Here is a 23,360-nt window from a genome sequence, read left to right as displayed (position 1 = left end):
CTCTAAAACTGTAATGCGTAGCGCCATAGCAAATAAAATAAGCTATTGGATATTTCTGAAATAGTCCTTAGATGTATTCCTACCAGGAGTCGATAGTTCGGTCATCTGACTACGAACCTTGACATTAAATTCCTGCGCCATTGCTAAAATTTTGACTTTTAAATCTGATGCAGTCTGCACCCCAAGAATCCCCTTCATTGCATCAACGGCTGCTTGATTCTTTTCGTCTTCACTGTCAAATTTTTTATTGCCTTTACGAATAGCCACCAATTGACTATCTATATCTTTAGCAATTTCATCAGCACGCTTAGACTCTATTGTTAGGCTTTGTAATTTCTTCAATTTGTACTGGCGTAACTCCGCCACTGCCAAAAACAAACGATAGAGATATTTAGAAGAACGATAGAAAATTTTCCCATCAGGGGCGTTGGCATAATGACTCAAATCCTTGAGAAAATCTCCGAGTTGCTCGTTAAATGATTGCAAGAAATGTTCTGGTTTGAGAGAGTTCATAATCTTGTCTTTGTCATCGGAGGAGGCTTTAGCACCCTGTACACCTGCCACAATGTGTTTAACTGCCCCTTCACTATGGTAGGCTTCTGCGGCATAGAAGCAAGCCTCTCCTAAAATTTGTTGAATTTGAGCTTTGAGGGCTTCAACTTTTGTGGGTTCACCCGTACCTAACTTGCGAATTGTTTCTTGAAGTGTGCGAACTTTAGTCATTCGGTCTAGGTAAAGCTCATTACTCTTTTTGAGAACTAAATCAGAATTATCATGAGTAATTGCTTGTAATTCCTCAGCACCCAATAATTGCTGGCGTATGGTTTTCTTATATTCGCCATCGGGCAAATTGCTAATAACTTTTTCTTCATCTTCACCCAATTTTGTCTGTTTTTCAATCTTTTGTTTTTCAGGATCACTCATTTCTTGCTTAACTTCACCTAGCAATTCATAAGCAGCTACTTGATAAATACTATCGGCTTCTTCATATTGATGACGAATCAGTTTTTGCTGCTGTGGATCGGCGATACTGTTAACGACTTGATTAACATAATTATCCCATTCGACTTGCTTCATATAACGCCGTTGTTTGACCAAAGCCGCCACATCTTGTGAAAGGCTACCTATTTTACTAAATCCGCGATTGGGTTGGTCAAGGTCTTGATCAGATTTTTGCTCTGCTTTTGCTGCATTATCGATATTTTCTTCAACTTTCAGATAATCTTTTGCATACAAGTTAGTATCAAACACTGTGCCGGGTTCAACGCCAAATTCCTTGTGAACTTGAGCATTAAACCATTTGATTGCTTCCACGTCTTTTCCTGAACCGGGCGTAGAAATTGTGATATCGTAGTCTGAGGTTGGATCTGCGCTTCCGACGGATTTGGCAATTAAACCGGGATAGGTATCACGAAGGACACTAATCAATGAATCAACATACCATTGGCGAAAGTCAAACAATTGCCACATGGTTTTCTGATCGCTACTAAATTGTTCTTTAACTTTATCCCAGCTTTTCAATTCTTTAAGGGTTGATTTAATCCATGAATAATCATGAACAACTTGGAAGTTAGATTCTGACCGTTTCGCATCGGATTGATGAGGTGCTTCGGTGGGTTGTTGATTAGCGACAGGTTGATTGGCGGCCGGGGTAGGCTGGGTGGCTTCTTCCACATTATTGAGTTGCTGTGCAGCCTCGAGAGGAAGAAGATCGAGTCCTCTGGCCTTACGAATCCGGTTGGCGTGTTTGATTTGGTCTGGGGTGAGTTGGCGTTGAATGATGGGAATACTGCTTTGCTGCGTTATATTTTCAGGGCGAGCGAAAAATTTGGGCTGTATTCTCGGTGTTAACCCCTGTGCCCCACCTGCAAAAATTGAGATTTCCGCAAAATTAAAGCCCTGTTTTTTCTGTATTTGCTGATGGTTTATATCTTCGGTTTGGGGTTTCTGTGGTGCTGCGAGGTAGTTGTCTATTGGGCGAATATCTGTCAGGGATTTCGCTTGAATTGCGGTTTGATTGACAGATTTTACTTCATGGCGATTCTGTTTTTTTAGTCGTATTTTCATTATCAGACCCCATTACTTGCAGCTTAATACATTAACCAAGGCGGGTTACATTTTTATTAATTGTATCAATAAAATTGACAACCAAATCTATACTTAAGTATAATTTTAGTTTTGTCAGCAGAAAAAATCAGAGGATTTGATGCGATCGCTACTACTATTTTTGACTATAAAAATTCTAAATCAACTGTAATATTTCCATGTATTTCTACCCTTCCCTTTCCTCACTTGACTCAGGGGTAGGGCTAGGGTATGGTTCCATATTTTTAGGGTTTGATTAGGACTGAGGATTGACTAAATAGGCGATTTCCTGTACCCAACGTTGTCGTTCTTGGTGGTCTAAATTGAGAATCTCCTCCCGTGACCAGTGAAAGTGAAATGCAATAAAGGCTACCTCCCGATATAACTCCTCTTGGGGGTAGCCTACAACTCCCCCGTGGTAAAAATTGCTGATTCTGGAGGGTTAATCGTATTGTAAACTTCCTGTAAATATTGCCAGTCGCAGAGAAAGAGTTCTTCTAAATCTTCAGGGGTGACGGGAGATAATTCCCCCAACTGGACAATGACTCGTGAAAGTAGGATGAGAGTGCCATAAGCAGGATTTTCTAAGCTGCGGGAGTCGGCGTGGAAGTAAAATTCATCTTGGCCTGTGGCTAGACGCATTTCCCCGTCCCGGTGTCGTCTGTCTTGGCTGTCCAGTAACCCGACAGGCAGGGAAAAACTAAAAGTGATCGGAGATTGGTTTTCCATCAAACATTGTTAATTCTGTACTAACTTACCAACTTTTGACTAAGTTTGTGTAAAAAATCCTGCCGAGAATTAGAAACCCGGTTCCTGTTTTTATTTGTTACAATGCAAGTAAGCACTTACGTTGTAATCTATGAATTCTCAGGAGCAGAAAACTGCACTCACTCGCAGTCGCTTATTAAAAGCGGCTTTAGCAGTGTTTGCTGAAGCTGGAATTGCGGGAGCCACCACAAAACAAATTGCTCGTGTAGCAGGAGTCAATGAAGTCACCTTATTTCGTCATTTCCATAGCAAAGAACAGCTGCTGGTGGCCGTTGTCCAACAAGCAACCGCCTTGCAAACAGAAGCCTTAACTCATCAACAAGAGTGGACACAGGATTTAAAAGAGGATTTAACCCATTATAGCTGGCTTTATAACACCATGCTCGAAGAACATGAAGCCCTAATTCGAACTTTTATCGGAGAAGCTAAACGCCATCCCCAAGTCGCATCTCAGATTATTGCCGAAGCCACCCAACCCCTACGAGAACAACTGATTAATTACCTCAAAAATAGCCAAAAGCGGGGTAAAGTGCGCTTGGATTTAAGATTAGAACCCGCTATCGATTTATTTACCGGAATGCTCCTAGCGGGAATGCTGCGACGTAATGCCATCCCCAATTTCATCCATTACCACCGCGAAGATTATATCGAAACCTGTGTCGATATCTTCGTGCAAGGTATCAGTCCCTTGCCCACTAATAACACTTCAATTTATAGAGAACAGCAAGATGAAACCAAACACCGTTATTGATTCTCACTTAAAAACTGAACCCGTTGAAGATCAGAAGCCTTTATCTTCTGAACAGATTCAAACCAATGGACATAAACCCATCAGCCAGGAAGAAATTCCCGTTGTTGAGGAACCCAAACCCCTTGGAAAAAAACGTCCTTGGGGGTTATTGTTAGGGGCAGCGATCGTATTAATTACAGGAGCCGTTTTCGGAACCCGTTGGTGGCAATATCAAAGCACCCACGCCACAACGGATAACGCCCAAATAGAAGGTCATATTTCTCCCATTGCCCCCAAAATTGCGGCTACTGTTCAAAAAGTGTTAGTTAAAAATGGGGATTATGTGCAAGCGGGTCAACGTTTGGTGATTTTAGAAGATCAAGATTTATTATTAAAAATTAAACAGGAAGAAGCTAATCTAAATGCAGCCGAAGCTCAATTACAAACTGCTAAGGATACTGTTTCTTTAACCGCCAATACTAATATTAGTCAAGTTGAACAAGCCCAATCAAATTTAAAAGCGCAACAAGCGGCAGTTACCGCCGAACAAACTAATGTTCAGCAAGCTGAATCAGAAGCGATCGCCGTCCAAGCCCTACTCCAACAGGCTCAACTCGGTGTTAATGTTGCCCAAGCTCAACTGCAACAAGACCAAGCCAATATTGCCGCCCAACGCGCTCAAATTCAGGAAGCGGAATTAGGGGTGAATGCCGCCCGGGCTAAAGTTGCTCAAGCAGAAGCTGAAGTGACCCGAACTCAACAGGATTTTCAACGCTATCAATCTCTTTATCAGCAAAATGTGGTTTCTGCTCAACAACGGGATACCGCCCAAGCTGCCTTTGCAGAAGCTCAAGCGAGTTTAACCGTTGTGCAACAGGGGGTAGGACAGGCTCAAGCAACGGTGAATAATGCCCAGTCCCAACTGCAACAAGCTCAAGCCCAAGTTATTAACAGCCAAGCTGAACTCGCCCAAGCCAAATCGGCCGTAAAAACCGCCCAAGCTCGACTGCAACAAGCGAAGGCTAAAGTTAGTCAGGCCCAAGCCGAGGTAGAAAAATCCTTAGCTCAAACGGGTGCGTCTCAAGCTCAGGTTGCAGAAACCCAAGCTTCAGGTCAGGAAGTGGTTGTCAAACAAGATCAAACTCAACTGGCCCAAGCCCAGATTAAACAGGCGCAAGCCTCCCTTGCCTTAGCCCGTCAACAGCTTACCTATACAACGATTACCGCCCCGGTGAGTGGGTATGTGGGTCAACTGACGGCGGAAGTCGGGAAAAAAATCCAACCGGGACAACCGTTATTAGCGTTAGTTCCCCTGAAGACCGATGACCTTTATATTGAAGCGAATTTTAAGGAAACGGAGTTAAAGGATTTACGAGTCGGGGAAATGGCGTTAGTGCGGGTAGACGCCTATCCGGGGGAAGTGTTTCGGGCAAAGGTAACCGGAATTAGTCCGGCAACGGGGGCTCAGTTTGCTTTGTTACCTCCCGACAATGCCACAGGCAATTTTAACAAAGTTGTGCAGTGGGTTCCCGTGCGGTTAGCGTTTGTTGCCAATGCTGACCCTGAACATAAACTGCGGGCGGGTTTGAGTGTGAGGGTGAGTGTGGAAACCGCAGGGGGAAGGTAGGGGGAGCAGGGGAGGCAGGGGGAGCAGGGGAGGCAGGGGGAGCAGGGGGAGCAGGGGGAGCAGGGGGAGCAGGGGGAGCAGGGGGAGCAGGGGGAGCAGGGGGAGCAGGGGGAGCAGGGGGAGCAGGGGGAGGCAGGGGGAGCAGGGGGAGCAGGGGAGAAAAATATTGGTACGCTTGCCATCGCTTGCTAATAGCTAACTGTCAACAGCCAACCGTCAACCGTCAATATCTATTATGAATCAACCCCATTATATTCAGGGTTATTTGAAGTGGGCGATCGCATTAACAGCCGCTTTGGGAGCCATGTTAGAAGTTATTGATACCAGTATTGTGAATGTTGCCCTGACGGATATGCAGGCGAGTTTAGGGGCGACGGTGACGGAAATTGCTTGGGTGGTCACGGGTTATGCGATCGCTAACGTAATTTTAATTCCCTTAAGTGCTTGGCTCGGAGATTTTTTCGGTCGTAAATCTTATTTTATTTTCTCCTTAGTCGGTTTTACCCTGGCATCCATTCTCTGTGGTTTATCCGTTAACTTACCCATGCTAGTTATTTCTCGGATTCTGCAAGGGTTGTGTGGGGGTGGGTTACTGGCAAAGGGTCAAGCCATTCTGTTCCAAACCTTTGCCCCCCATGAACAAGGTATCGCCCAAGCGGTGTTTGGCGTTGGGGTAATTGCCGGCCCCGCCATTGGCCCCACTTTAGGGGGATACCTAACGGATACCTTGGGTTGGCGGTGGATTTTCTTTATTAATCTGCCCGTTGGTATTTTAGCAACCTTGATGGCTTGGCTATTTTTGCCCAAGAATGAAGAAAACAACTCCCAAAGTACCAAAGTTGATTGGTGGGGGATTATTTTGCTAACGGTGGCCGTTGGCAGTTTCCAAGGGTTGTTAGAAGAAGGAGAACAGGAAGACTGGTTTTCATCCAGTTTTATTCGGACTCTAGCGATTACGGCGACGGTGGGGATGGCGTTATTTATTTGGCGGGAACTCACGACCCGAAATCCAGCCGTTGACCTGCGGGTTTTACGGTATCGGTCTTTAGCCGCCGGGAGTATATATTCTGGGATTTTGGGGATGGGACTGTATGGGACGTTATTTGTCGTCCCGATTTTTGCCCAAAGTATTCTTCATTTTTCCGCGACACAAACGGGATTTTTATTAGCTCCGGGGGCGTTATGTTCGGCGGTGATGATGATACTATTAGGAAAAATATCAACGAAAGTCGATGCCCGGTTATTAATTGCTTTAGGGGCTATTGGTTCGGCTTTGGTGATGTTTGACCTCTCCACTATTAGTGCCCAAACGGGTACAGATCAGCTATTTTGGCCGTTAGTTGCCCGGGGTGGGGTGACGGTGTTGATGTTTTTACCCCTGAGTTTAGCCACTTTGGGAGCCTTACCCCAACAAGCGGTATCGGCAGGGTCGGGGTTTTATAACTTAACCCGACAATTAGGCGGGAGTGTGGGAATTGCAGCCCTCACCAGTTTGTTAAGTCAGCGAGAAGCCTTCCATCGGGCGGTACTTCTCACCCATCTGACTCCCTATGATTTTGCCACAAATCAACGGTTAGAAACCCTGACGGCGATGTTCCAAAGTAAAGGAATGGATGGAGTCACAGCCCAGCAACAGGCTTTAGCGTCATTAAGCCAAATTGTCGATACCCAGGCGGCAGTTCTCTCTTTTGCTGATATTTTTAGAGTGGTGGGGATAACGTTTTTATGTTCTTTACCGTTATTATTCTTTTTAGGTAAGGGTGGGAAAGGTGCAAAAGCTCCCGCCGCCCATTAAGTTAGGGATTTAAAGGATTTTATTTAGTGTAAATGAGCGATCGCTTTTTTTAAAGAGGCGATCGCTAATCTCTATAAAATTTTGTGCTATTACCCAAAAAAATCATCGTCAGTCTTGTTAGAATCTTGTGACTCTCCACAAACTTGACAAGATACATTCCGTTCCCATTTAGCACCATACCATCGTAAAATAGAAGGTGTTTTTGAGCCATATTCCATTTTAGGCCAACTTTCATAAGTATTCTCTCGGCGATTAGCCCAAATATAAAAGTCTGCAATTAAATCTTCCTCTAAAGAATTAATTCCACTATCCTTACCGCGAGAAAGTTCTAATAATGCTAATTTGACAATCATATTTGAGATTGGTAAAATATCAGAAGATAAGCCGACTTGGATAGTGGCTTTAACTTCATCATCAGCAACATAAGCCGGGTTATCTTCTCTAGCTTGTCTAAATTGAGAAACTTCTTCTTGACGAGATTCTAAAAAGTCTTTAGTAAAAACACAAGCTAAACAAGGGCTTTTAAAAGGAAGAACTCTTAAAACATCTCCACCACAGGCGCGAGTTAAAGCTCTCCCGAAAATCGTAGGAATGTTGTACTCAAGAGCAATACTATTGAGATTAAACCGACTACGGTTATTATCGGTTGCTGCAATAATTAGATCACAATCTTTGAGTAACAGTTTAGTCTCCTCAAAACTGGTATTAATATCGATTTCAGCCGTTTCTACTTGGATATAGGGATTTTTCCCATATAATAAATCCCTAACCGCTTTAGTTTTATAACGACCTAAATCACCAGTACCACAAACATGACGAGAAACATTTGCTAATTCTAAGCGATCAAAATCAATTAAAACAAACTTACCCACCCCGGCTTTTGCTAACTCTATTGCGACAGAAGAACCACCACTGCCTAACCCAACTACCCCCACCTTACAGTTCTCAAGGACTGATGTTTCTAGCAACCCTTGACTGCGAGAATAAAGTTCACAACGTTGAGGGATAAATTTAACAATTCCTTCCGATAACGAACCATTCGGTTGAGTAATAAAAACCCGATGTTGTAATTTATCTTGTTCAATAGCCAATAACATAATCACCGAATGAGTTATATTTTCCTGCGAATCAAGTTGGCTATTAACAAGTTCATTAGCAAGAGTAAACCCTTCTTCATCTTTTGCCATTGTGGGTAAAAAATGAATAACTGAAGGAACTGGAAGACCAGAAAAATGAGTTTTTGGATGTGAAGTATACACATGAAACACTTCTCCCTCATCAAATCCAAAAGCTACCGCAGGAGCTTGATCAATTGCTGATGTTTTCCACTTGTGATAAATATCTTGAATCTGGTCTTCGTGCATATACACAAAAGACGGTTTTGCAAAAAAACCTTCTTCAGCAATTTGATCAGCTACAACAGCATCAGGATTAGATAGTCTTTCATTCTGTCCTTGAACAACTAACTCACCCGTTGCAGGATCAAAAGTCAGTTTTTGATCTTGAGGGGTTTGTCCTTGTTGAACAGTTCTTTCTAAGAAGTTTTCTACTCTTTGAGATTGATATTCGCTCATGATTTTGATATCTCCTGGTTCTGATTACATATGTGATAGAAAATGATCAATGGGTTGACCTGTTCTTTTATGGGCTTCTAGGGCTTCTAACCAGATACGACCTTTAAGAACAACCTTGTATAAAGTTAAGTTAGGCAACCAATCTCGATAATGACAAATCTGGACATAACCATAGGTTTCAGGAGACAGGGTGTGCATATTACTACTGGTTCCATATTCTTTCATATCTTGTCCCCGATACCCTTTTAAGGGATATGGAGATAAGACAACCATATCGGGTCGAGAGTTAGGAAAATCAGAAGGAACATAAACTCGAATTTTATATCTATTTTCTACATTAGTTTTTAGTTCTCCTTCTATTCTTGTATTACTAGAATCTGCTGGGTTAACCCAATTAAACGCAGGAAAATATTTTTGTAGAATTTGCTTTTCTACCGCTAATCTTTTACGCTGAACTTCACTCCACATAATCTTATCCCCTTTGCCCCTTATAATGACGTCCGATACAAGCTTCTATTTGCTCTAGCTGCTGAAAATCTCCGTGCCAGTTTTGAATTCCAGCAGGTTTAGAATAATTAACATCAACTTGAGGTGAATCTTGAGGAAAATTATGGGGAAAATCAATCCGCCATTTGTCAGTTAGGGAATTATTTTTGATTTCAAAGGTGAAATAGATTTCTTCTGAAGAAGTTCGTAACATTTCACAGTTTTGATAACGGCTATTTAAACCTTCAAAAATTTCCTTCAATAAAGCTTTGCCTTTTGGTGTTGAATACCAGATATCCTCTGATATGACAATAGGTTCAGTAGATACTAATGGTTGTGTTTCTAAAGTTGTTTCCTCAACCTTCCAGTTTTTATTAAGTCCGGGACTGTTGAATAAAATTTGATTTTCTCCCCATCTTACATCTCTACGAATTGGACTGTGATTGGGTAAAACCACCCAAGCCCCTGCTTGATAACGGGGATATGAAGCCGTAAACAAAAAACAGCCAACATTAACGATATATTTAGTTCTTCCAAAACTTTCTGCTTGTGGACGTAAGTTAGCAATACATAGCAAAAATTTAGGAAAATTGTATTGCCTGAGTGCGTTAAAAACAGTTTGTTCATCGCCACCGCTAGGCTGTGCTAACCCCATCTGATGATGAGAGTGCCATTCTCCAATATGCTGAAGACCGTGTTTGCTTCTGAGAATTTCTCCAGCTTTTATCAGATGCTCTCTATCTTGATAAAAGCTGGCTGGATTATGTCGGCTTGTTTTTCCTGGCCCAAGAACAAACTGAATCACAGGAAAACCTGAATGAGTCCAAAACCCAAACAAGTCTCCACCTGTTTCTAAGTCTGGATCATCCTCGACCCATCCGGCGATATGGTCTAACTCCTCTTGATAAATAAGGGTTTTAAACAAATTCCCTTGTCTGAGATTTGTAGATGACATCTGAGTTACTTTTGAATCCCTCTAGTTTTGATCGATGTTTTGCTCTAGCATCAAAAATGACATAAACCAAGGAAGTTCCGCAATCAGAAAAAAACTGATTTTCTTAAAATTTTGTAACCAAATTTTAAGGTAAAATCTGAAAAGAACTGATTTGATCGATTTCGAGTAAGCTACAATGGCTAGAATTATTACTCTACCTGGACTTTATGACTATTACAGAAGTTTTACAGTTGGTGGATCAGTTGGTGCAGAAAAAAACAGGAGAACACCTAGACGATTTAGAAAAAGCTGTTGTTCAAGGACTTTGGCAAGGAAAAACTTACAATCAAATTGCGGATGAATGTGGGTATGATAGTAAAAACTATATTGGAGATGTTAGCCGCAAGTTATTTAAAGTTCTATCTGAACAAATAGGAGAAGATGTTAATAAAGCTAATTTTTGTTGGACTTTAGAAAGAGTTACAAATTCACCTCAGTTTGTTGGTTTAGTAAACAGTAATATTACTTGGTGTCCTTTTTCTCCTCAAACTGATCAGAATCCATCTATCAATGATGAAGATAAAATAGCTGAAAGCACAGGTTATCACGATTTAACAATAGCTCCTAAAATAACCTATTTTTACGATCGCACCACCGAACTTAACACCCTATCCCACTGGTTAATTGAACAAAATACCCGTCTAATCTCAGTTTTAGGATTAAATGGTATGGGTAAAACAACTCTAGTTAAACAATTTGTTGACCTGAACTTACAACACTTTGATATTATTATCTGGAAAAATATCAAACTCTCCCCATCTTTAGATAGCATTCTGACTGAAATTTTAACCCGTATTAATCCTGATTCTGTTTTAGCTGATAATAAATTAACTCAAATTTTAAATCTTTTTCGTGATAAAAAATGTTTAATCATCCTCGATGACGTGCAGGAATTATTTATTAAAGAAAAATCAGCCGGACAATATAAAAGTGAATATCGAGATTATCAACCCTTTTTAACAATGATCACTGAAACTGAACACCAAAGCAGTTTAATTTTAATCAGTCAGGAAAAATGCCAAGAAATGATATCTTTAGATGAAGAATTATATCCTGTTCAGTGTTTGGAATTAGAAGGGTTAGATAGTATTGATATTCTGAAAAACTATGGTTTACAAGATCAGGAAAGTTGGGCAACGCTGATTCAATTATATAACGGAAATCCGGTTTATTTAAAAGATATTGCGAATTTAATTAAAAAATTGTTTGGAGGTAAAGTATCTGATTTTTTAAAAGAAAATAGCTTGATTTTAACAGAATCTATTCAATCTCGTTTAAGTCAATTATTTGAGCGATTATCACCCATTGAACAACAGATTATTTTAGAATTAAGTCAGGATAATCACCCTGTATCCAGAGAAGATTTAAGAGAACATCTATCATTATCGTCAATGGATTTAATTAATGGGTTAGACTCTTTGACGAGACGCTATTTAATAAAAATTATAGGATCTGATCCGATTTTATTTAGTTTATCTCCTATTATTCGAGAATATATTAAAATTCGCGAATCTATGATAAAATAAAGTCAGACTTATTTTACCAATCTATTTTCTACATTTATGGAAATGGAAACTTTAAAACAACTCATGAAAGAAAGCATTCGAGAAGTTCTTAGAGAAGAACGTCTCTCGTTAATGCAAGTTTTAATTCCTGATGTCAGTGATCAAGAGATGAAAGAAATTAGTAAAAATTTTTATTCGCCTAAAAAATATGATGAACATGATTTTGTAGATATGACAAATTGGGTGAAGGATGAAAGTTAAATTTAGTAAAAATTCTGTTAAATTCTTAAATAGTTTATCTGATAAGGAACAAGAAAGAATTAGGCAGAAATTAAAAGAGTTAGTTTCTGCTATTGAAGTTAGTGGGCTTATTCCTTTTCGAGAGTTAGATATTAAGAATTTAAAAGGGGATTGGAAAGGATTTTTAAGATTTAGGATCGGTAAAATTAGACTGATCTTCAAAATCAATATTGAGGATGATGAATTAATGATTTATGAAATCGATTATAGAGGAGGTGTTTATAAGTAGGTTTAGGGGTGAGGGATGGCATTCTCCAAAAAAAATATATAATAAACAATAACCCAATTCAAAAGCAATTTATGAACGTTACCGATATTCGCAATCAAGTTAAACAGTATGTTGATCAGCTATCTCCAGAAAAACTCAGGGTAGCTGCGGATTTTTTATCGTATTTAGCAGAACAAGAAAGTCAAGAAGCAACAGAAGAATTACTTAAAATTCCTGGGTTTAAAGAATCTTTTGAAAAAGGCAAAGAAGATGTTTTAGAAGAACGATTGATTTCTGTTGATAAACTCAAACGGAAATATTAATTTTATGTATGAAATTATTATTAATAGTGAAGCTCAGGACTTTTTTGAAGAAGCAGATGCTTCCCTTCAGAAAAAGTTAGATCGCTGTTTTCATACAATTAAAATTACCCCTCGTTACCATCCTAATATTAAACCCCTTAAAGGCGAGTTAGCTGGATATTATCGTTATCGTGTTGGAGACTATCGAGTTGTCTATTCTATTAATGAGGAAAAAAAGCACATTATAGTTATTGTGATTGCACATCGCCGTCAAGTGTATGAATAATCTTGAATAGCATCTCATTAAAATTGGGTTTCTGCTTCATTTGATTGTGAAATACTGGTTATTTTGAGTATAATGCTCAGGTTTGGTTAACTGCGATCGCTCTTATTAAAACCAGGTTTCTCAAATAATCAGAAACCGGGTTTCTTGGTTTTTAAGACAATTTTAAACCGTACAAATTTCGGTTAACGTAGCCACGAAATTCGGGTAGGAAATTCCGGCGGCTTCGGCGCGGTGAATCGTGGTTTTTCCTTGACAATTCAAAGCGGCGATCGCTAAACTCATAGCAATGCGATGATCCGTATCGCTATCAACTTCTGTCCCCTTTAAAGCAAAACCCCCTGTAATTTCTAAGCCGTCGGGACGTTCCCTAATTTTAGCTCCCAATTGACTCATTTGAGTCGCCATCACCGTAATCCGATCGCTTTCTTTCACCCTTAATTCTTCCGCATCTTTAATAATCGTTGTTCCTTCGGCAAAAGCCGCGGCCACCGCTAAAATTGGAATTTCATCAATTAATCGAGGAATAATATTCCCCCCAATTTCACAGGCTTTTAATTGACTATATTTCACTCGAATATCCGCCACTGGTTCCCCCGCCACAGTCCGTTCATTCTCTAATTGTAAATTCGCCCCCATTTTTTCTAAGGCTTCTAAAATTCCGGTGCGAGTCGGGTTCACCCCCACATTTTCTATCACTAATTCCGACCCGGGAACAATGGCCGCCGCCACTAACCAAAAAGCCGCCGAGCTAATATCCCCCGGAACCACAACGTGCTGACCGTGCAGTTCTGCTGGGCCTTTAACGGTTACACTATAAGTATCCGGTTCAACGGTTAAATTAGCCCCAAATGCCCTTAACATTCGTTCACTGTGATCCCGGGATAGGGCGGGTTCGGTGACAGTGGTTTCTCCTTCCGTCATTAACGCAGCTAACAGAATACAGGATTTCACCTGGGCTGAAGCAATGGGGGAAACATAATGAATCGGGCGCAGGGCTTGACCCTGAACCGCTAGGGGTGCATAAGATCCCCCTTGACGGCCCCAAATGGTAGCCCCCATCTGTTGTAAGGGTTTAGTTACCCGGGACATGGGCCGACGTACCAGGGAACTATCCCCGGTAACACTAAAAAATCGTCCGGGGTGGGAGGCGAGTATTCCTAACATTAACCGTAGGGTTGTACCGGAATTTCCGGCGTCTAAAACCTCCAGGGGTTCTTGCAGATTACCCAGTCCAATGCCTTTGACTTCTACCCGTTCGGAATTTAACTCGGAAATTTCTGCCCCCATCCGAGAAAAACATTGGGCGGTGCTGCGGGGGTCTGCTCCTAACAATAACCCTTCGATGGTGGTGACACCCTGGGCTAAGGCTCCTAACATTAAGGCGCGATGGGAAATCGATTTATCCCCAGGAATGCGAATGCGACCTTGTAAGGATAATCCCGATTTGGGGGGGTGTATTGTTAATATTTGCTCAGTTTCTGTATTTTCTGTTGTTACGATAGTCTCTTGCATTTTATGATTTTAGATTGGGCCACTGATTTCTAAAAGTGATCCTACCGCTTTCTCGACTCTAAGCAAATTGGAAACATCGAGAATTTTACCTAATATTGAGATGAGTTATGTTAACACACTATCGCGTCCCCGTGAGTCTGTCTTTAGTTGCCGTAGACTTACCCCTGCGCTCTTTAATTGAGGGGTCGGCAACCCTCTATCAGAAGGAGCGAGATCAATTCCATTTATTGTTACATGAACCGGCGTTAGTGGAATGGGAGCCTGATATTTTGCCCCAGGAAACGGCAAAACCTCCCCAGAAACCCCGTCTATTGTGGCTGGAGGTGTCTCCCTATCGGGCGGTGATGACGATGCAGGGACAGGGAAAATATAGTTATCGTCATTTATGGCAACAGGGAATGTATGGCTTGAGTCGCTATTATTTACAAACGGATTTACAAGCTATGGCCAGTCAATTGCGTCTGCGGAATTTTACTCGGAAGTTGGAATTGGTCGGACATCCTCTGCCGGAATATGTGCGTTTGGAATACGAACTCTGGTCAGAAAATTTGCAAATGGGTCGTTATGTTTTAAGTCTGGAAATTCATCATTAGGGTTTTTTACTGGGGCAATAGTTGACTAATTCTTTGAATAATACCTCGTTGTTGGAAACAATTTGTTTGGCTTTTTCTCCGGCTTCTTTGACCTTTTGTTGAGCTTCTAATAGTTGTTTTTTCCCTTCGGGAGTAACGGGGGCTTTCTCCGCAATGGTTAGGGCTTCAGCGATTTGTTTGAGACTATTAGATAAGTCTTTAAACTGTTGGGTTGAGTTTTTTTGAAAGGTTTGTAGGGATTGATCTTTAATGGTTAGGGTTTCTATCTCCTTGGCAATACTGTTTAATTCTTGAGACAGTTGTTGGGTGGTTTTCCCATCTAATTTAGGACTCAAATTGACAACTAAGGTTTGACCTTCATTGATCATACCGATTAGTTTGATGCAGTCGGCGGGTTTACTGCTACAACTGTTTAGGGAAAATGCGATCGCAACCACGGTCACGATCTTTAATAAATAGGGGTTAAAACGAATTTCGTCAAAAAGTTTCACAATATTTTAGGATATTCAGCCTTAATTATTGTCCGGTGTTTTGGAAGGATAGCGATCGCATTTTATAGCAAGAGGCAATAGGGAATGGGCAATGGGCAATAGGTAAATACTTACTATAAGTAGCTTTTAGCTTTCAAGAATGTCCTAATAGATGTGGCAACTGCTATATATGAAATCCCCCACAAAATACCACAGCAATAGTAATCCTTGTAGGATTTGTGATGAAATTTGTAGGGTAGCCTCTCTCTAAACCCACAGCCCAAGAGGGTTGGGAGACCCAACCCCTACCAGTTTAACCTTCGATTTCATCCGGTTGTAATTCTTTGACTTTTTCAAAGGCTGCAACGGCTGCTTCTGTTTGTCCTAAATCCTGTAATGTCAGACCTTTATTATACCAAACATCGGCATCATCCGGTTGCAATTCCAGCGCCTGATTAAAGGAAATTAAGGCTTCTTCTAATCTTCCTAAATTGAGTTGTGAAATGCCTTGGTTATATAAAGCATTAAAATAATTAGGCTCTAATTGAATAGCCTGTTGATAGGATTCTAAGGCTTCTTCTAATCGTCCTAAATCCGATAGAGCGTTTCCTCGATTATTCCAAATATAGGGATCATTTGGTTGCAAATCAACGGCAAGTTGATAGGATTTTAAGGCTTCTTCCATATTCCCTAAAACTTCTAAAACACTACCTCGATTATTCCAAGCATCTGCATATTCGGGTTGTAGGATAATCGCCTGTTCAAAGGAGGATAAGGCTTCTTCAATTCTGCCTAAATTTCTGAGGGTATTACCTCGATAAAACCAAACACAAATATGATTCGGTTGCAGTTTAAGCACTTGATCAAATGAGTCTAAAGCTCCCTGAAAATCTCCAGCTTCATCTTGTTTAATTCCTTGCTCGAACCATTCTTTAACCTCCGATGAAGTTTCCTCAACTATTGGAGTTTCTTCGGGAATAATTTCCGGTTGATAACTAATGGGAGTTTCGTCAACTATTGGAGTTTCTTCGGGAATAACTTCCTGTTGATAACTAACGGGGTTTTCCTCAACTATTGGAGTTTCTTCGGGAATAACTTCCTGTTGGTAACTAATGGGAGTTTCCTCAACTATTGGAGTTTCTTCGGGAATAACTTCCTGTTGATAACTAACGGGGTTTTCCTCAACTATTGGAGTTTCTTCGGGAATAACTTCCGGTTGGTAACTAACGGGGTTTTCCTCAACTATTGGAGTTTCTTCGGGAATAACTTCCGGTTGGTAACTAACGGGGTTTTCCTCAACTATTGGAGTTTCTTCGGGAATAATTTCCGGTTGGTAACTAATGGGAGTTTCCTCAACTATTGGAGTTTCTTCGGGAATAACTTCCGGTTGGTAACTAATGGGAGTTTCCTCAACTATTGGAGTTTCTTCGGGAATAACTTCCGGTTGGTAACTAACGGGGTTTTCCTCAACTATTGGAGTTTCTTCGGGAATAACTTCCGGTTGGTAACTAATGGGAGTTTCCTCAACTATTGGAGTTTCTTCGGGAATAACTTCCGGTTGGTAACTAATGGGAGTTTCGTCAACTATTGGAGTTTCTTCTTCTGTTGAAGTGGTGACACCACCCCCAATAAATTCCGCATCAATAATCGGAGAAACCTCAATATTATTAGAAGGATTCACCGGAGTAGCAACCCTCAATCCATCCTCAATAAATTCTGCATCAATGATCGGTTTAATCTCATTAATATCTGAAGTTGTCACCTCAGCTTCTGAAGTTAATTGAGCTAAAATGCTTCTCCCAATACTTCCCGCCACATCTCCTAAATCCCCAACATCCAGACTCGCTAAAAATACCAGGCGTTGTGCGAGTTCTTCGTGTTGACTGGGTGTTTCCTGTAAACGAGTTCCAAACCGTTCCAACCAAGCCACTAACTCCGTTTCTTGCACCCGATTACCTATCAACCATCCCTTAATTTGTCCCCGACTGCTGGCGGGTTGTAAGGTGTCTAACAGTTGCAGAAATAGGGCTTCATATTCCGTATCTGTCCGAGTTGGAGTCGTCTGGACGGAGGGCGATGGAGGAGTAGGTTGCTTCCCGAACAGCCGTTGAATCAGTCGTTTGAAAAATTGAATAATTCGGCGTAACATAAATAGACTTAGAAATATAGTTGTTATTAGGATTCTGGGCAAAACGACCAGGATCTTCGGACATAATACACCGTTTTGATCTAAATCCTGATCCACTAATATTCAAAGGTTAACCTCTCACCCTTTGGGGTGAAAAGGAAAATATCTGTTTTATCCTCCTGTTTGTTGGGGAGTTCACATCATTCTTAATAAACCCTGTTGACCGAGGAGCATTTCTCGTAACAAACTAAATAGTCCCACCCAAATAATCGGGGTGATATCTACTCCTCCTACTGGGGGAACTATTTTGCGGGTAAGGACTAAAAAGGGTTCGGTGGGCCAAACAATTAGGTTAAAGGGAAAACGCTGCTGGTTAACTTGGGGATACCAGGTGAGGACGATTCGGAAAATAAACAAAAAGGTCATCAAACCCAGAATTAAACCTAAACCCCACGTTAAAATCGTTGTTGTATCCATAGGATCAGAAAAAATATTTTAAGTTTTGTTACTGTTTATCAGATCAATTTTAGCGGTTTTGGGAAATTTTCTCATAAATAGAGGAATGTCTTCTCAATATTGTGAAATTTTGTTAAACTGGTAAACCAAGAAATCAATCTAAGACAAGGATTACATTTGTTATGACACCTTCATTAATGAACTTTTTCTATAGTTTGCTGGCTGGAATCCTAATTGTGGTAATTCCTGCAACTGTCGGTCTGCTCTTTATCAGCAAAAAAGATAAAGTCATTCGTTCCTAGACTGGTGATCTGGAAACGGGTCTAGGCAGACTTGCCAAAATCCTGCTTGAACCTATAGACTTAGGGGCTAAGAATCAGAATTTTATCTGAATCGATGGCCCCTAATGTTTATTTTTGCCAAAATACCCAGCCCCAAGCGTCGGTGATTAGAGATTTTAAAAAGAAATCGCTAAAATAGGACTGGCATAGGAGAAAAAATAATGGTTAATTTAGGTTTAAATTTCAGCAGCTTAGTGGGGATTGCCCTCGCGGTTTCTGGTGCTGGATTATATTTCCTGCGTTCTTGGCGGCCAAAACTAGCACGGGATCATGATATTTTCTTTGCCGCCATTGCCTTACTCTGTGGCGGGATTCTGTTATTTCAAGGATGGCGACTTGATCCAATTCTAGCCTTTGGTCAATTTTTATTAACTGGAAGTGCAGTTTTCTTTGCGGTGGAAAGTGTTCGCCTCAGAGGAATTGCTGTTGTCCAAGCTAAGGAACGAGGGCCAATTGTAGACGATGAACGCTATGTCAGTGACGTTTATCGGGTGGATGCAGAATTGGACGAACTCGAACCAACGGGAGAATATCAGCCAATGGCCCGTCAAATTCGCGGGAGTCGTGATACTCGTTTGAGCCGAGCCGATGCTTATGAGGATGATTCGGTGCGTCGGCGTCCCTCTAGTCGCAAAAGTAGCACCGTTGACTACCCGCCGTCGGAGGAGCGTCCTCGCAAACGTCGTCCCCGTCCAGAATCTCGTCCAGAATCTCGTCCAGAATCTCGTCCAGAACCGACCTCGGATTGGGGAGAACCCCCTAGAGAACGGCAACAAAGACCTCCCAAAAGTCGCTCTAACCGTCCTCCCGCAGCGCCTGCGGTAGATCGAGAGGATTGGACAACTTCTGCTTCTGATGCACCACGGTCTCGCCGTCGTCCCTCTGCTTCTTCGGAATATCGCTATTCTGAAGATCGCCGTCCGAATGATAATTCAACGGATTATGTTGAATATCGACCCGTAGACTATTCTGATGATGAGGTTGATAGTTCTTCCAATTTTGAAAGATAAAACCCCTAAAAAATTAATCAAGGGTTTAGGAATTAGGCATTAGGGTTATATTGTTTCCCTGCCTAGTTCCTAATTTTTTTTAAAATAGGGATCACGGATTTAAAGGGATTTCACGGATTTCACGGATTTTTAATCTGTCCCCCAATCAAGTCGAGGGCAGGGTTAATCTGCGTAATCCTCATTTTAAATATTATATTATCTTATCTTATCTCAATTTTACATTATTCAGGATTTCTAACGCCGCGCGATCGCACACTCCTTCCTCTCCCAATGCTTGTTTCATCTGTTGATAGCGATTTAATATTTCCTGTCGTTTGGGTTGATTAGTTAGCAATTCTATCGCCTCTCTAACAATATTTTTAGGGGTTACTTCTTCTTGTACCAGTTCAGGCACGATGGCTTGCATTTGGACTAAATTGGTAGGGGATATAAACGGAACTGAAAAGTTTAAGAAACGACGAACCAGCCAAGCGGTTAAATTACTCACCCGATAAACCACAACTTGGGGAACATTTAATAAGGCAATTTCTAAGTTAACGGTTCCTGATTTGGTAATTGCTAAATCAGCGGCGGATATCACTTCTAAGGTTTGACAATTTCCTGATTTTGTTGAAACTAAAACCGCATTTAATTGATAGTTTTTAATAGCTGTTTCTATGGCATTTTCATATTCGGGTAAAGACACCGGAATCCAAAATTTAACTCCAGGAATTTTATCTTGAATTTGTTGTGCTGCTTCCAACAATATCGGCATTAAATATTTGATTTCTTGCCATCGGGACGCCGGAAGTAACGCGATCGCAATTTCATCCGGTTCTATCCCTAATTTGATCCGAGATTCTGCTCGACTGGGAGCCGTTTTCATCCGGTCTAATAAGGGATGACCCACCCAAGTTACCTGAGCACCTTTTGATTGAAAATAACGGGCTTCTTCAGGAAAAATCGCTAAAATTCGGTGGCTTAATTTCACAATTTGTTCCGTACTCTTTGAACCCAATGACCACACCCATTCTTGCGGTGCAATATAATAGAAGATCGGCACTTGGGGGAAGTGATTTTTAATGAAATTTCCGATGCCAATATTCGGCCCCATATAATCAATTAAAATCACAATATCGGGAGGATGACTTTTTAAATATTGTTTGGTTTTTTGCTGGATTAAATAAGTCGGAATAATATAAGGGATAGATTCTAAAAGCCCAACGGAACCGATACCTGTAGTATTTCCTAATAATATTGCTCCGGCTGCGGCCATTTTTTCCCCACCCAATGCTATAATTTCTGTAGAGATATTTTGGTTTTTGGCTTGTCTTAACAGAGCTTCAATTAACATTGATCCTTGTAAATCGCCTGAGACTTCTCCCGTACTAATAAAAATCCGAATTGGGGGTTTATTTGCCAGCATTAGAAATCAATAATTAATAACTTGAGGACGGACTAGAGCCGTTTTATTAATAACCTCACTATGGATTATAGCCGTTTATTGAGTCCCTGCTGGATTTTCCTAAAAATCTGATGATTCAGACGCGGCAAAAAACGATACAATCGTCACTCACAGACAGCAAACTTAGCTTTTCCTACAGGAGTCTTGGGAATCTCAAAAAGTGATCTGGCTCAGGAACGTTTATACTCAGAATTGGGTCTTAGTCAGTAGACCTAACTGATAGTCTAACTAAAATAATGACAATTTTATTTATGAACTCTTTATCAACGATAGCCAGACTTTCCTTGGGAATTATGATTTTTAGTAGTTTGAATTTTATTGGAAATACACCCCCAACTTTTGCTAGTTTACCTCAACAGTTGAATCGTCAATCTTCAGGGTTGAAATTAGCACAACTTCCTCAACAACTCTCGGAAAAACCATTAGGGGGTTTATATGTTCAGTCTGCAACTCAAAGCCAAGTTTTTCCCCTAAAACAAACCCAAGTTAAAGCTAAAATTTCCGGGAATGTTTCACAGGTTGAAGTTTCTCAAACCTTTGAAAATCCATTTAAAGAACCTTTAGAAGCGATTTATGTATTTCCTCTCCCTGATCAAGCCGCCGTTGATCAGATGGTAATTAAAATCGGCGATCGCACCATCAAATCCAGAATTGAAACCCGAGAAGACGCGAAGGAAATCTATCAACGGGCAAAAGATCAAGGTCGCACTACCGCCTTATTAGAGCAGGAGCGAGATAATATCTTTACCCAATCTCTTGCTAATATTCAACCCGGCGAACAAATATCCGTAACTATTCGCTATATTGATCAATTAAAATTTGAAGGAGGAAACTATGAATTTGTGTTTCCCATGGTGGTTGGCCCCCGTTATATTCCCGGTCAATTAATTAATAAAAATCAACCCAATACTAATCAGGTTCCCGATGCGGATCGAATCACGCCTCCTATTATTGACCGAGAGACAAAATCCCCCCATAAAATTCAAGTTGATCTGGAAATTGATGCCGGAGTTTCGATTGAAAATGTGCGTTCAACTTCCCATAAAATTATTACCCAACAGCAGGGAAATCGGATATTTGTTAGTTTAGATCAATCCGATCAAATTCCTAATAAAGATCTAATTATAAGATATCAAATTTCAGGAGAAAATACAAGAGCAACGGTATTAACAGAAGCGAATCAACAGGGGGGACATTTTGCCGCCTATTTGTTACCTGCAATTCGTTATAATCCGAATCAAATTATTCCAAAAGACGTTATTTTTCTGATGGATACTTCCGGTTCCCAAGAAGGAGATCCGCTTAAAAAATCTCAAGAATTAATGAAACGATTTATTCAAGGATTAAATCCCGAAGATACCTTTAATATTATTGATTTTGCTAATACCACCAATACTTTATCAGAAACTCCCTTAGAAAATACCCCAGATAACCGACAAAAAGCGATCAATTATATTAATCAATTAGAAGCTAATGGCGGGACGGAATTATTAAATGGAATCCAGACGGTTATGAAGTTTCCCTCTCCCTCTCAGGGTCGCTTACGCAGTATTGTTCTATTAACAGATGGATATATTGGAAATGATCAGGAAGTGATTGCAGAAGTTCAAAATAAACTTAAACCCGGAAATAGATTTTATGCCTTTGGGGTGGGAAGTTCTGTAAATAGATTTTTACTCAATCGTTTGGGAGAAATTGGCCGGGGAACAACCCAAATTGTGCGTCAAGATGAAGCCACAGAAGCTGTTGTAGAAACCTTTTTTAGACAAATTAATAGCCCCATTCTAACAGATATTGAAATCAGTTGGCAAGGAGAAGGATTAAAACCAGAAATTTATCCGGTCAGCTTATCGGATTTGTTTGATAATCAACCCTTAGTCTTATTTGGACGTAAATTAGATCGTCGCAATGGCTTATTAAAAATTACCGGAATAACTGCAAAAGGCGATCGCTATGAACAAACCTTACCCGTTAATTTTCCTGAGATCAATAATAACGAATCGGGTAACATTGCCATTGCTAAATTGTGGGGGCGGGCGAGAATTAAAGACCTGATGAATCAAATGTTTTCTGGGGAAACAAAATCGGGGGTTGAAGGGGTAACACGCACCGCTTTAGCCTATCAATTACTGTCTGAATATACCGCTTTTGTCGCCGTGAGCGAAGAAGTTCGGGTCGATCCCAATGGAACTCGTCACACCGTAGAAGTTCCCCTAGAATTGCCCCAAGGGGTGAGTTATGGCGGTATTTTTGACGCAGCCAAGCCCACTCAATTACCCTCATCTGCTGCTATTAATTTCGGGCCAACTCGTTCTGCATCTGGTTATAATAATTATGGCAGTCAACGTAGTCCAGAAATTGCGCCACCGCCCCCTCCCGTTCGGGGAATAAGCCCGGAACCCACAAATATTAATTTAATTGGAAATAGTCCGGTAAAAATAACAGTTGTTGAAGTTACGGGAATTAGCGATCGCACCCTAATTAATGACCTCAACCGTTATTTCCAAGGGTTGAATTTAGCCGATGAAATTAATGGAAAAGTGACCTTTGAAATGATCATTGATCGAGGGAATGTCCAACGAGCCATTTTTGATGATGTTGACTCTAATCTGGATTTAGAGAATAATCTCAAACAGGCGATGATTATTGATCAAATTCGGCGATCGCTCCTAACTTGGCAACCGTCTAACCCCGTAACCGGAAAACTCAAAATCACCTTAGAATTAAAAGCCACAAAATCCTAAAT

At 40.8% G+C, this 23,360-nt stretch carries 23 protein-coding genes; 12 read left to right on the top strand and 11 right to left on the bottom strand.

Going from position 1 to position 23,360, the window contains the following annotated elements:
* Window positions 1-42 precede the first annotated feature (42 nt).
* The 3 genes from AC2D3N_RS15545 to AC2D3N_RS15535 all read right to left on the bottom strand — a co-directional run bounded on the left by AC2D3N_RS15545 (window position 43) and on the right by AC2D3N_RS15535 (window position 2,814).
* Window positions 43-2,067, bottom strand: coding sequence for a hypothetical protein (locus AC2D3N_RS15545; protein ID WP_079681532.1), 2,025 nt, complete (start codon window positions 2,065-2,067; stop codon window positions 43-45).
* 274 nt (window positions 2,068-2,341) lie between these two features.
* Entirely contained in the window at window positions 2,342-2,518 is a 177-nt protein-coding gene (locus AC2D3N_RS15540) for a DUF6760 family protein (RefSeq protein ID WP_339394377.1), read from the bottom strand.
* Complete coding sequence (locus tag AC2D3N_RS15535) at window positions 2,488-2,814, bottom strand: hypothetical protein (RefSeq protein ID WP_079681531.1); 327 nt, start codon at window positions 2,812-2,814, stop codon at window positions 2,488-2,490. The genes AC2D3N_RS15540 and AC2D3N_RS15535 overlap by 31 nt, the downstream gene beginning before the upstream one ends.
* A 130-nt stretch (window positions 2,815-2,944) precedes the next feature.
* Here AC2D3N_RS15535 and AC2D3N_RS15530 point away from each other — a divergent pair, with 130 nt between their 5' ends.
* The 3 genes from AC2D3N_RS15530 to AC2D3N_RS15520 all read left to right on the top strand — a co-directional run bounded on the left by AC2D3N_RS15530 (window position 2,945) and on the right by AC2D3N_RS15520 (window position 7,005).
* Entirely contained in the window at window positions 2,945-3,604 is a 660-nt protein-coding gene (locus AC2D3N_RS15530; protein ID WP_079681530.1) for a TetR/AcrR family transcriptional regulator, read from the top strand.
* The gene (locus AC2D3N_RS15525; RefSeq protein ID WP_484691409.1) at window positions 3,582-5,210 is read left to right on the top strand and encodes an HlyD family secretion protein; all 1,629 of its coding nucleotides are present in this window, start codon (window positions 3,582-3,584) and stop codon (window positions 5,208-5,210) included. The genes AC2D3N_RS15530 and AC2D3N_RS15525 overlap by 23 nt, the downstream gene beginning before the upstream one ends.
* A 235-nt stretch (window positions 5,211-5,445) precedes the next feature.
* Window positions 5,446-7,005, top strand: coding sequence for a DHA2 family efflux MFS transporter permease subunit (locus AC2D3N_RS15520; protein ID WP_484691408.1), 1,560 nt, complete (start codon window positions 5,446-5,448; stop codon window positions 7,003-7,005).
* Between the two features lie 89 nt (window positions 7,006-7,094).
* Here AC2D3N_RS15520 and AC2D3N_RS15515 read toward each other — a convergent pair whose 3' ends face one another.
* Genes AC2D3N_RS15515 through AC2D3N_RS15505 form a run of 3 tightly spaced genes read right to left on the bottom strand, consistent with a single transcriptional unit; the run spans window position 7,095 to window position 10,020 of the window.
* Window positions 7,095-8,579 carry a HesA/MoeB/ThiF family protein gene (locus tag AC2D3N_RS15515; protein WP_484691407.1) on the bottom strand — a complete coding sequence of 495 codons (1,485 nt, stop codon included), beginning with the start codon at window positions 8,577-8,579 and terminating at the stop codon, window positions 7,095-7,097.
* Between the two features lie 24 nt (window positions 8,580-8,603).
* Window positions 8,604-9,047, bottom strand: coding sequence for a ubiquitin-conjugating enzyme family protein (locus AC2D3N_RS15510; protein ID WP_484691406.1), 444 nt, complete (start codon window positions 9,045-9,047; stop codon window positions 8,604-8,606).
* Between the two features lie 4 nt (window positions 9,048-9,051).
* Window positions 9,052-10,020 (bottom strand): hypothetical protein, encoded by a 969-nt coding sequence (locus AC2D3N_RS15505; RefSeq protein WP_484691405.1) that lies wholly within the window; start codon window positions 10,018-10,020, stop codon window positions 9,052-9,054.
* A 206-nt stretch (window positions 10,021-10,226) separates the two neighbouring features.
* On the opposite strand from AC2D3N_RS15505, the gene AC2D3N_RS15500 reads away from it, so the two are divergent.
* The 5 genes from AC2D3N_RS15500 (at window position 10,227) to AC2D3N_RS15480 (ending at window position 12,660) form a co-directional block, all read left to right on the top strand.
* Entirely contained in the window at window positions 10,227-11,585 is a 1,359-nt protein-coding gene (locus AC2D3N_RS15500) for a helix-turn-helix domain-containing protein (RefSeq protein ID WP_484691404.1), read from the top strand.
* Window positions 11,586-11,621: 36 nt separating this feature from the next.
* Window positions 11,622-11,825: a hypothetical protein gene (locus AC2D3N_RS15495; RefSeq protein WP_484691403.1), complete on the top strand. Its 204-nt coding sequence runs from the start codon at window positions 11,622-11,624 to the stop codon at window positions 11,823-11,825.
* On the top strand, window positions 11,815-12,093 hold the full coding sequence (locus tag AC2D3N_RS15490) for a type II toxin-antitoxin system RelE family toxin (RefSeq protein WP_484691402.1): 279 nt from the start codon (window positions 11,815-11,817) through the stop codon (window positions 12,091-12,093). Before AC2D3N_RS15495 ends, AC2D3N_RS15490 begins: the two co-directional genes overlap by 11 nt.
* A 71-nt stretch (window positions 12,094-12,164) precedes the next feature.
* The gene (locus AC2D3N_RS15485; RefSeq protein ID WP_484691401.1) at window positions 12,165-12,395 is read left to right on the top strand and encodes a hypothetical protein; all 231 of its coding nucleotides are present in this window, start codon (window positions 12,165-12,167) and stop codon (window positions 12,393-12,395) included.
* A 4-nt stretch (window positions 12,396-12,399) separates the two neighbouring features.
* Window positions 12,400-12,660, top strand: a complete 261-nt coding sequence (locus AC2D3N_RS15480) for a type II toxin-antitoxin system RelE family toxin (RefSeq protein ID WP_484691400.1) — start codon at window positions 12,400-12,402, stop codon at window positions 12,658-12,660.
* Window positions 12,661-12,822: 162 nt separating this feature from the next.
* Here the strand turns inward: AC2D3N_RS15480 and aroA are convergent, their stop codons facing one another.
* The gene (gene aroA, locus AC2D3N_RS15475) at window positions 12,823-14,172 is read right to left on the bottom strand and encodes a 3-phosphoshikimate 1-carboxyvinyltransferase (protein ID WP_484691399.1); all 1,350 of its coding nucleotides are present in this window, start codon (window positions 14,170-14,172) and stop codon (window positions 12,823-12,825) included.
* A 107-nt stretch (window positions 14,173-14,279) separates the two neighbouring features.
* On the opposite strand from aroA, the gene AC2D3N_RS15470 reads away from it, so the two are divergent.
* Window positions 14,280-14,765 carry a hypothetical protein gene (locus AC2D3N_RS15470; protein WP_079681522.1) on the top strand — a complete coding sequence of 162 codons (486 nt, stop codon included), beginning with the start codon at window positions 14,280-14,282 and terminating at the stop codon, window positions 14,763-14,765.
* Here AC2D3N_RS15470 and AC2D3N_RS15465 read toward each other — a convergent pair.
* From AC2D3N_RS15465 to AC2D3N_RS15455, 3 genes are all read right to left on the bottom strand, one after another.
* The gene (locus AC2D3N_RS15465; protein WP_484691398.1) at window positions 14,762-15,256 is read right to left on the bottom strand and encodes a hypothetical protein; all 495 of its coding nucleotides are present in this window, start codon (window positions 15,254-15,256) and stop codon (window positions 14,762-14,764) included. The two genes, AC2D3N_RS15470 and AC2D3N_RS15465, sit on opposite strands and share 4 nt — an antisense overlap.
* Window positions 15,257-15,548: 292 nt before the next feature.
* Window positions 15,549-17,384: a tetratricopeptide repeat protein gene (locus AC2D3N_RS15460; RefSeq protein WP_484691397.1), complete on the bottom strand. Its 1,836-nt coding sequence runs from the start codon at window positions 17,382-17,384 to the stop codon at window positions 15,549-15,551.
* Between the two features lie 174 nt (window positions 17,385-17,558).
* Complete coding sequence (locus AC2D3N_RS15455; RefSeq protein WP_079681519.1) at window positions 17,559-17,840, bottom strand: YggT family protein; 282 nt, start codon at window positions 17,838-17,840, stop codon at window positions 17,559-17,561.
* A 161-nt stretch (window positions 17,841-18,001) separates the two neighbouring features.
* On the opposite strand from AC2D3N_RS15455, the gene psbX reads away from it, so the two are divergent.
* Both psbX and AC2D3N_RS15445 read left to right on the top strand, forming a co-directional pair.
* Window positions 18,002-18,121, top strand: coding sequence for a photosystem II reaction center X protein (gene psbX / locus AC2D3N_RS15450; protein ID WP_071782561.1), 120 nt, complete (start codon window positions 18,002-18,004; stop codon window positions 18,119-18,121).
* Between the two features lie 200 nt (window positions 18,122-18,321).
* Window positions 18,322-19,170, top strand: coding sequence for a Ycf66 family protein (locus tag AC2D3N_RS15445; RefSeq protein WP_079681518.1), 849 nt, complete (start codon window positions 18,322-18,324; stop codon window positions 19,168-19,170).
* A gap of 205 nt (window positions 19,171-19,375) precedes the next feature.
* Here AC2D3N_RS15445 and lpxB read toward each other — a convergent pair whose 3' ends face one another.
* The gene (lpxB, locus tag AC2D3N_RS15440; RefSeq protein ID WP_484691396.1) at window positions 19,376-20,575 is read right to left on the bottom strand and encodes a lipid-A-disaccharide synthase; all 1,200 of its coding nucleotides are present in this window, start codon (window positions 20,573-20,575) and stop codon (window positions 19,376-19,378) included.
* A gap of 275 nt (window positions 20,576-20,850) precedes the next feature.
* Here lpxB and AC2D3N_RS15435 point away from each other — a divergent pair, with 275 nt between their 5' ends.
* Window positions 20,851-23,358: a VIT domain-containing protein gene (locus tag AC2D3N_RS15435; RefSeq protein ID WP_484691395.1), complete on the top strand. Its 2,508-nt coding sequence runs from the start codon at window positions 20,851-20,853 to the stop codon at window positions 23,356-23,358.
* The last annotated feature ends 2 nt before the right edge of the window (window positions 23,359-23,360 follow it).

It is taken from the genome of Planktothrix sp. PLAVEN19ND (assembly GCF_057220675.1).
Note: the sequence above shows the minus strand (reverse complement) of the source record. Positions and strands in the feature narration are given on the sequence as shown.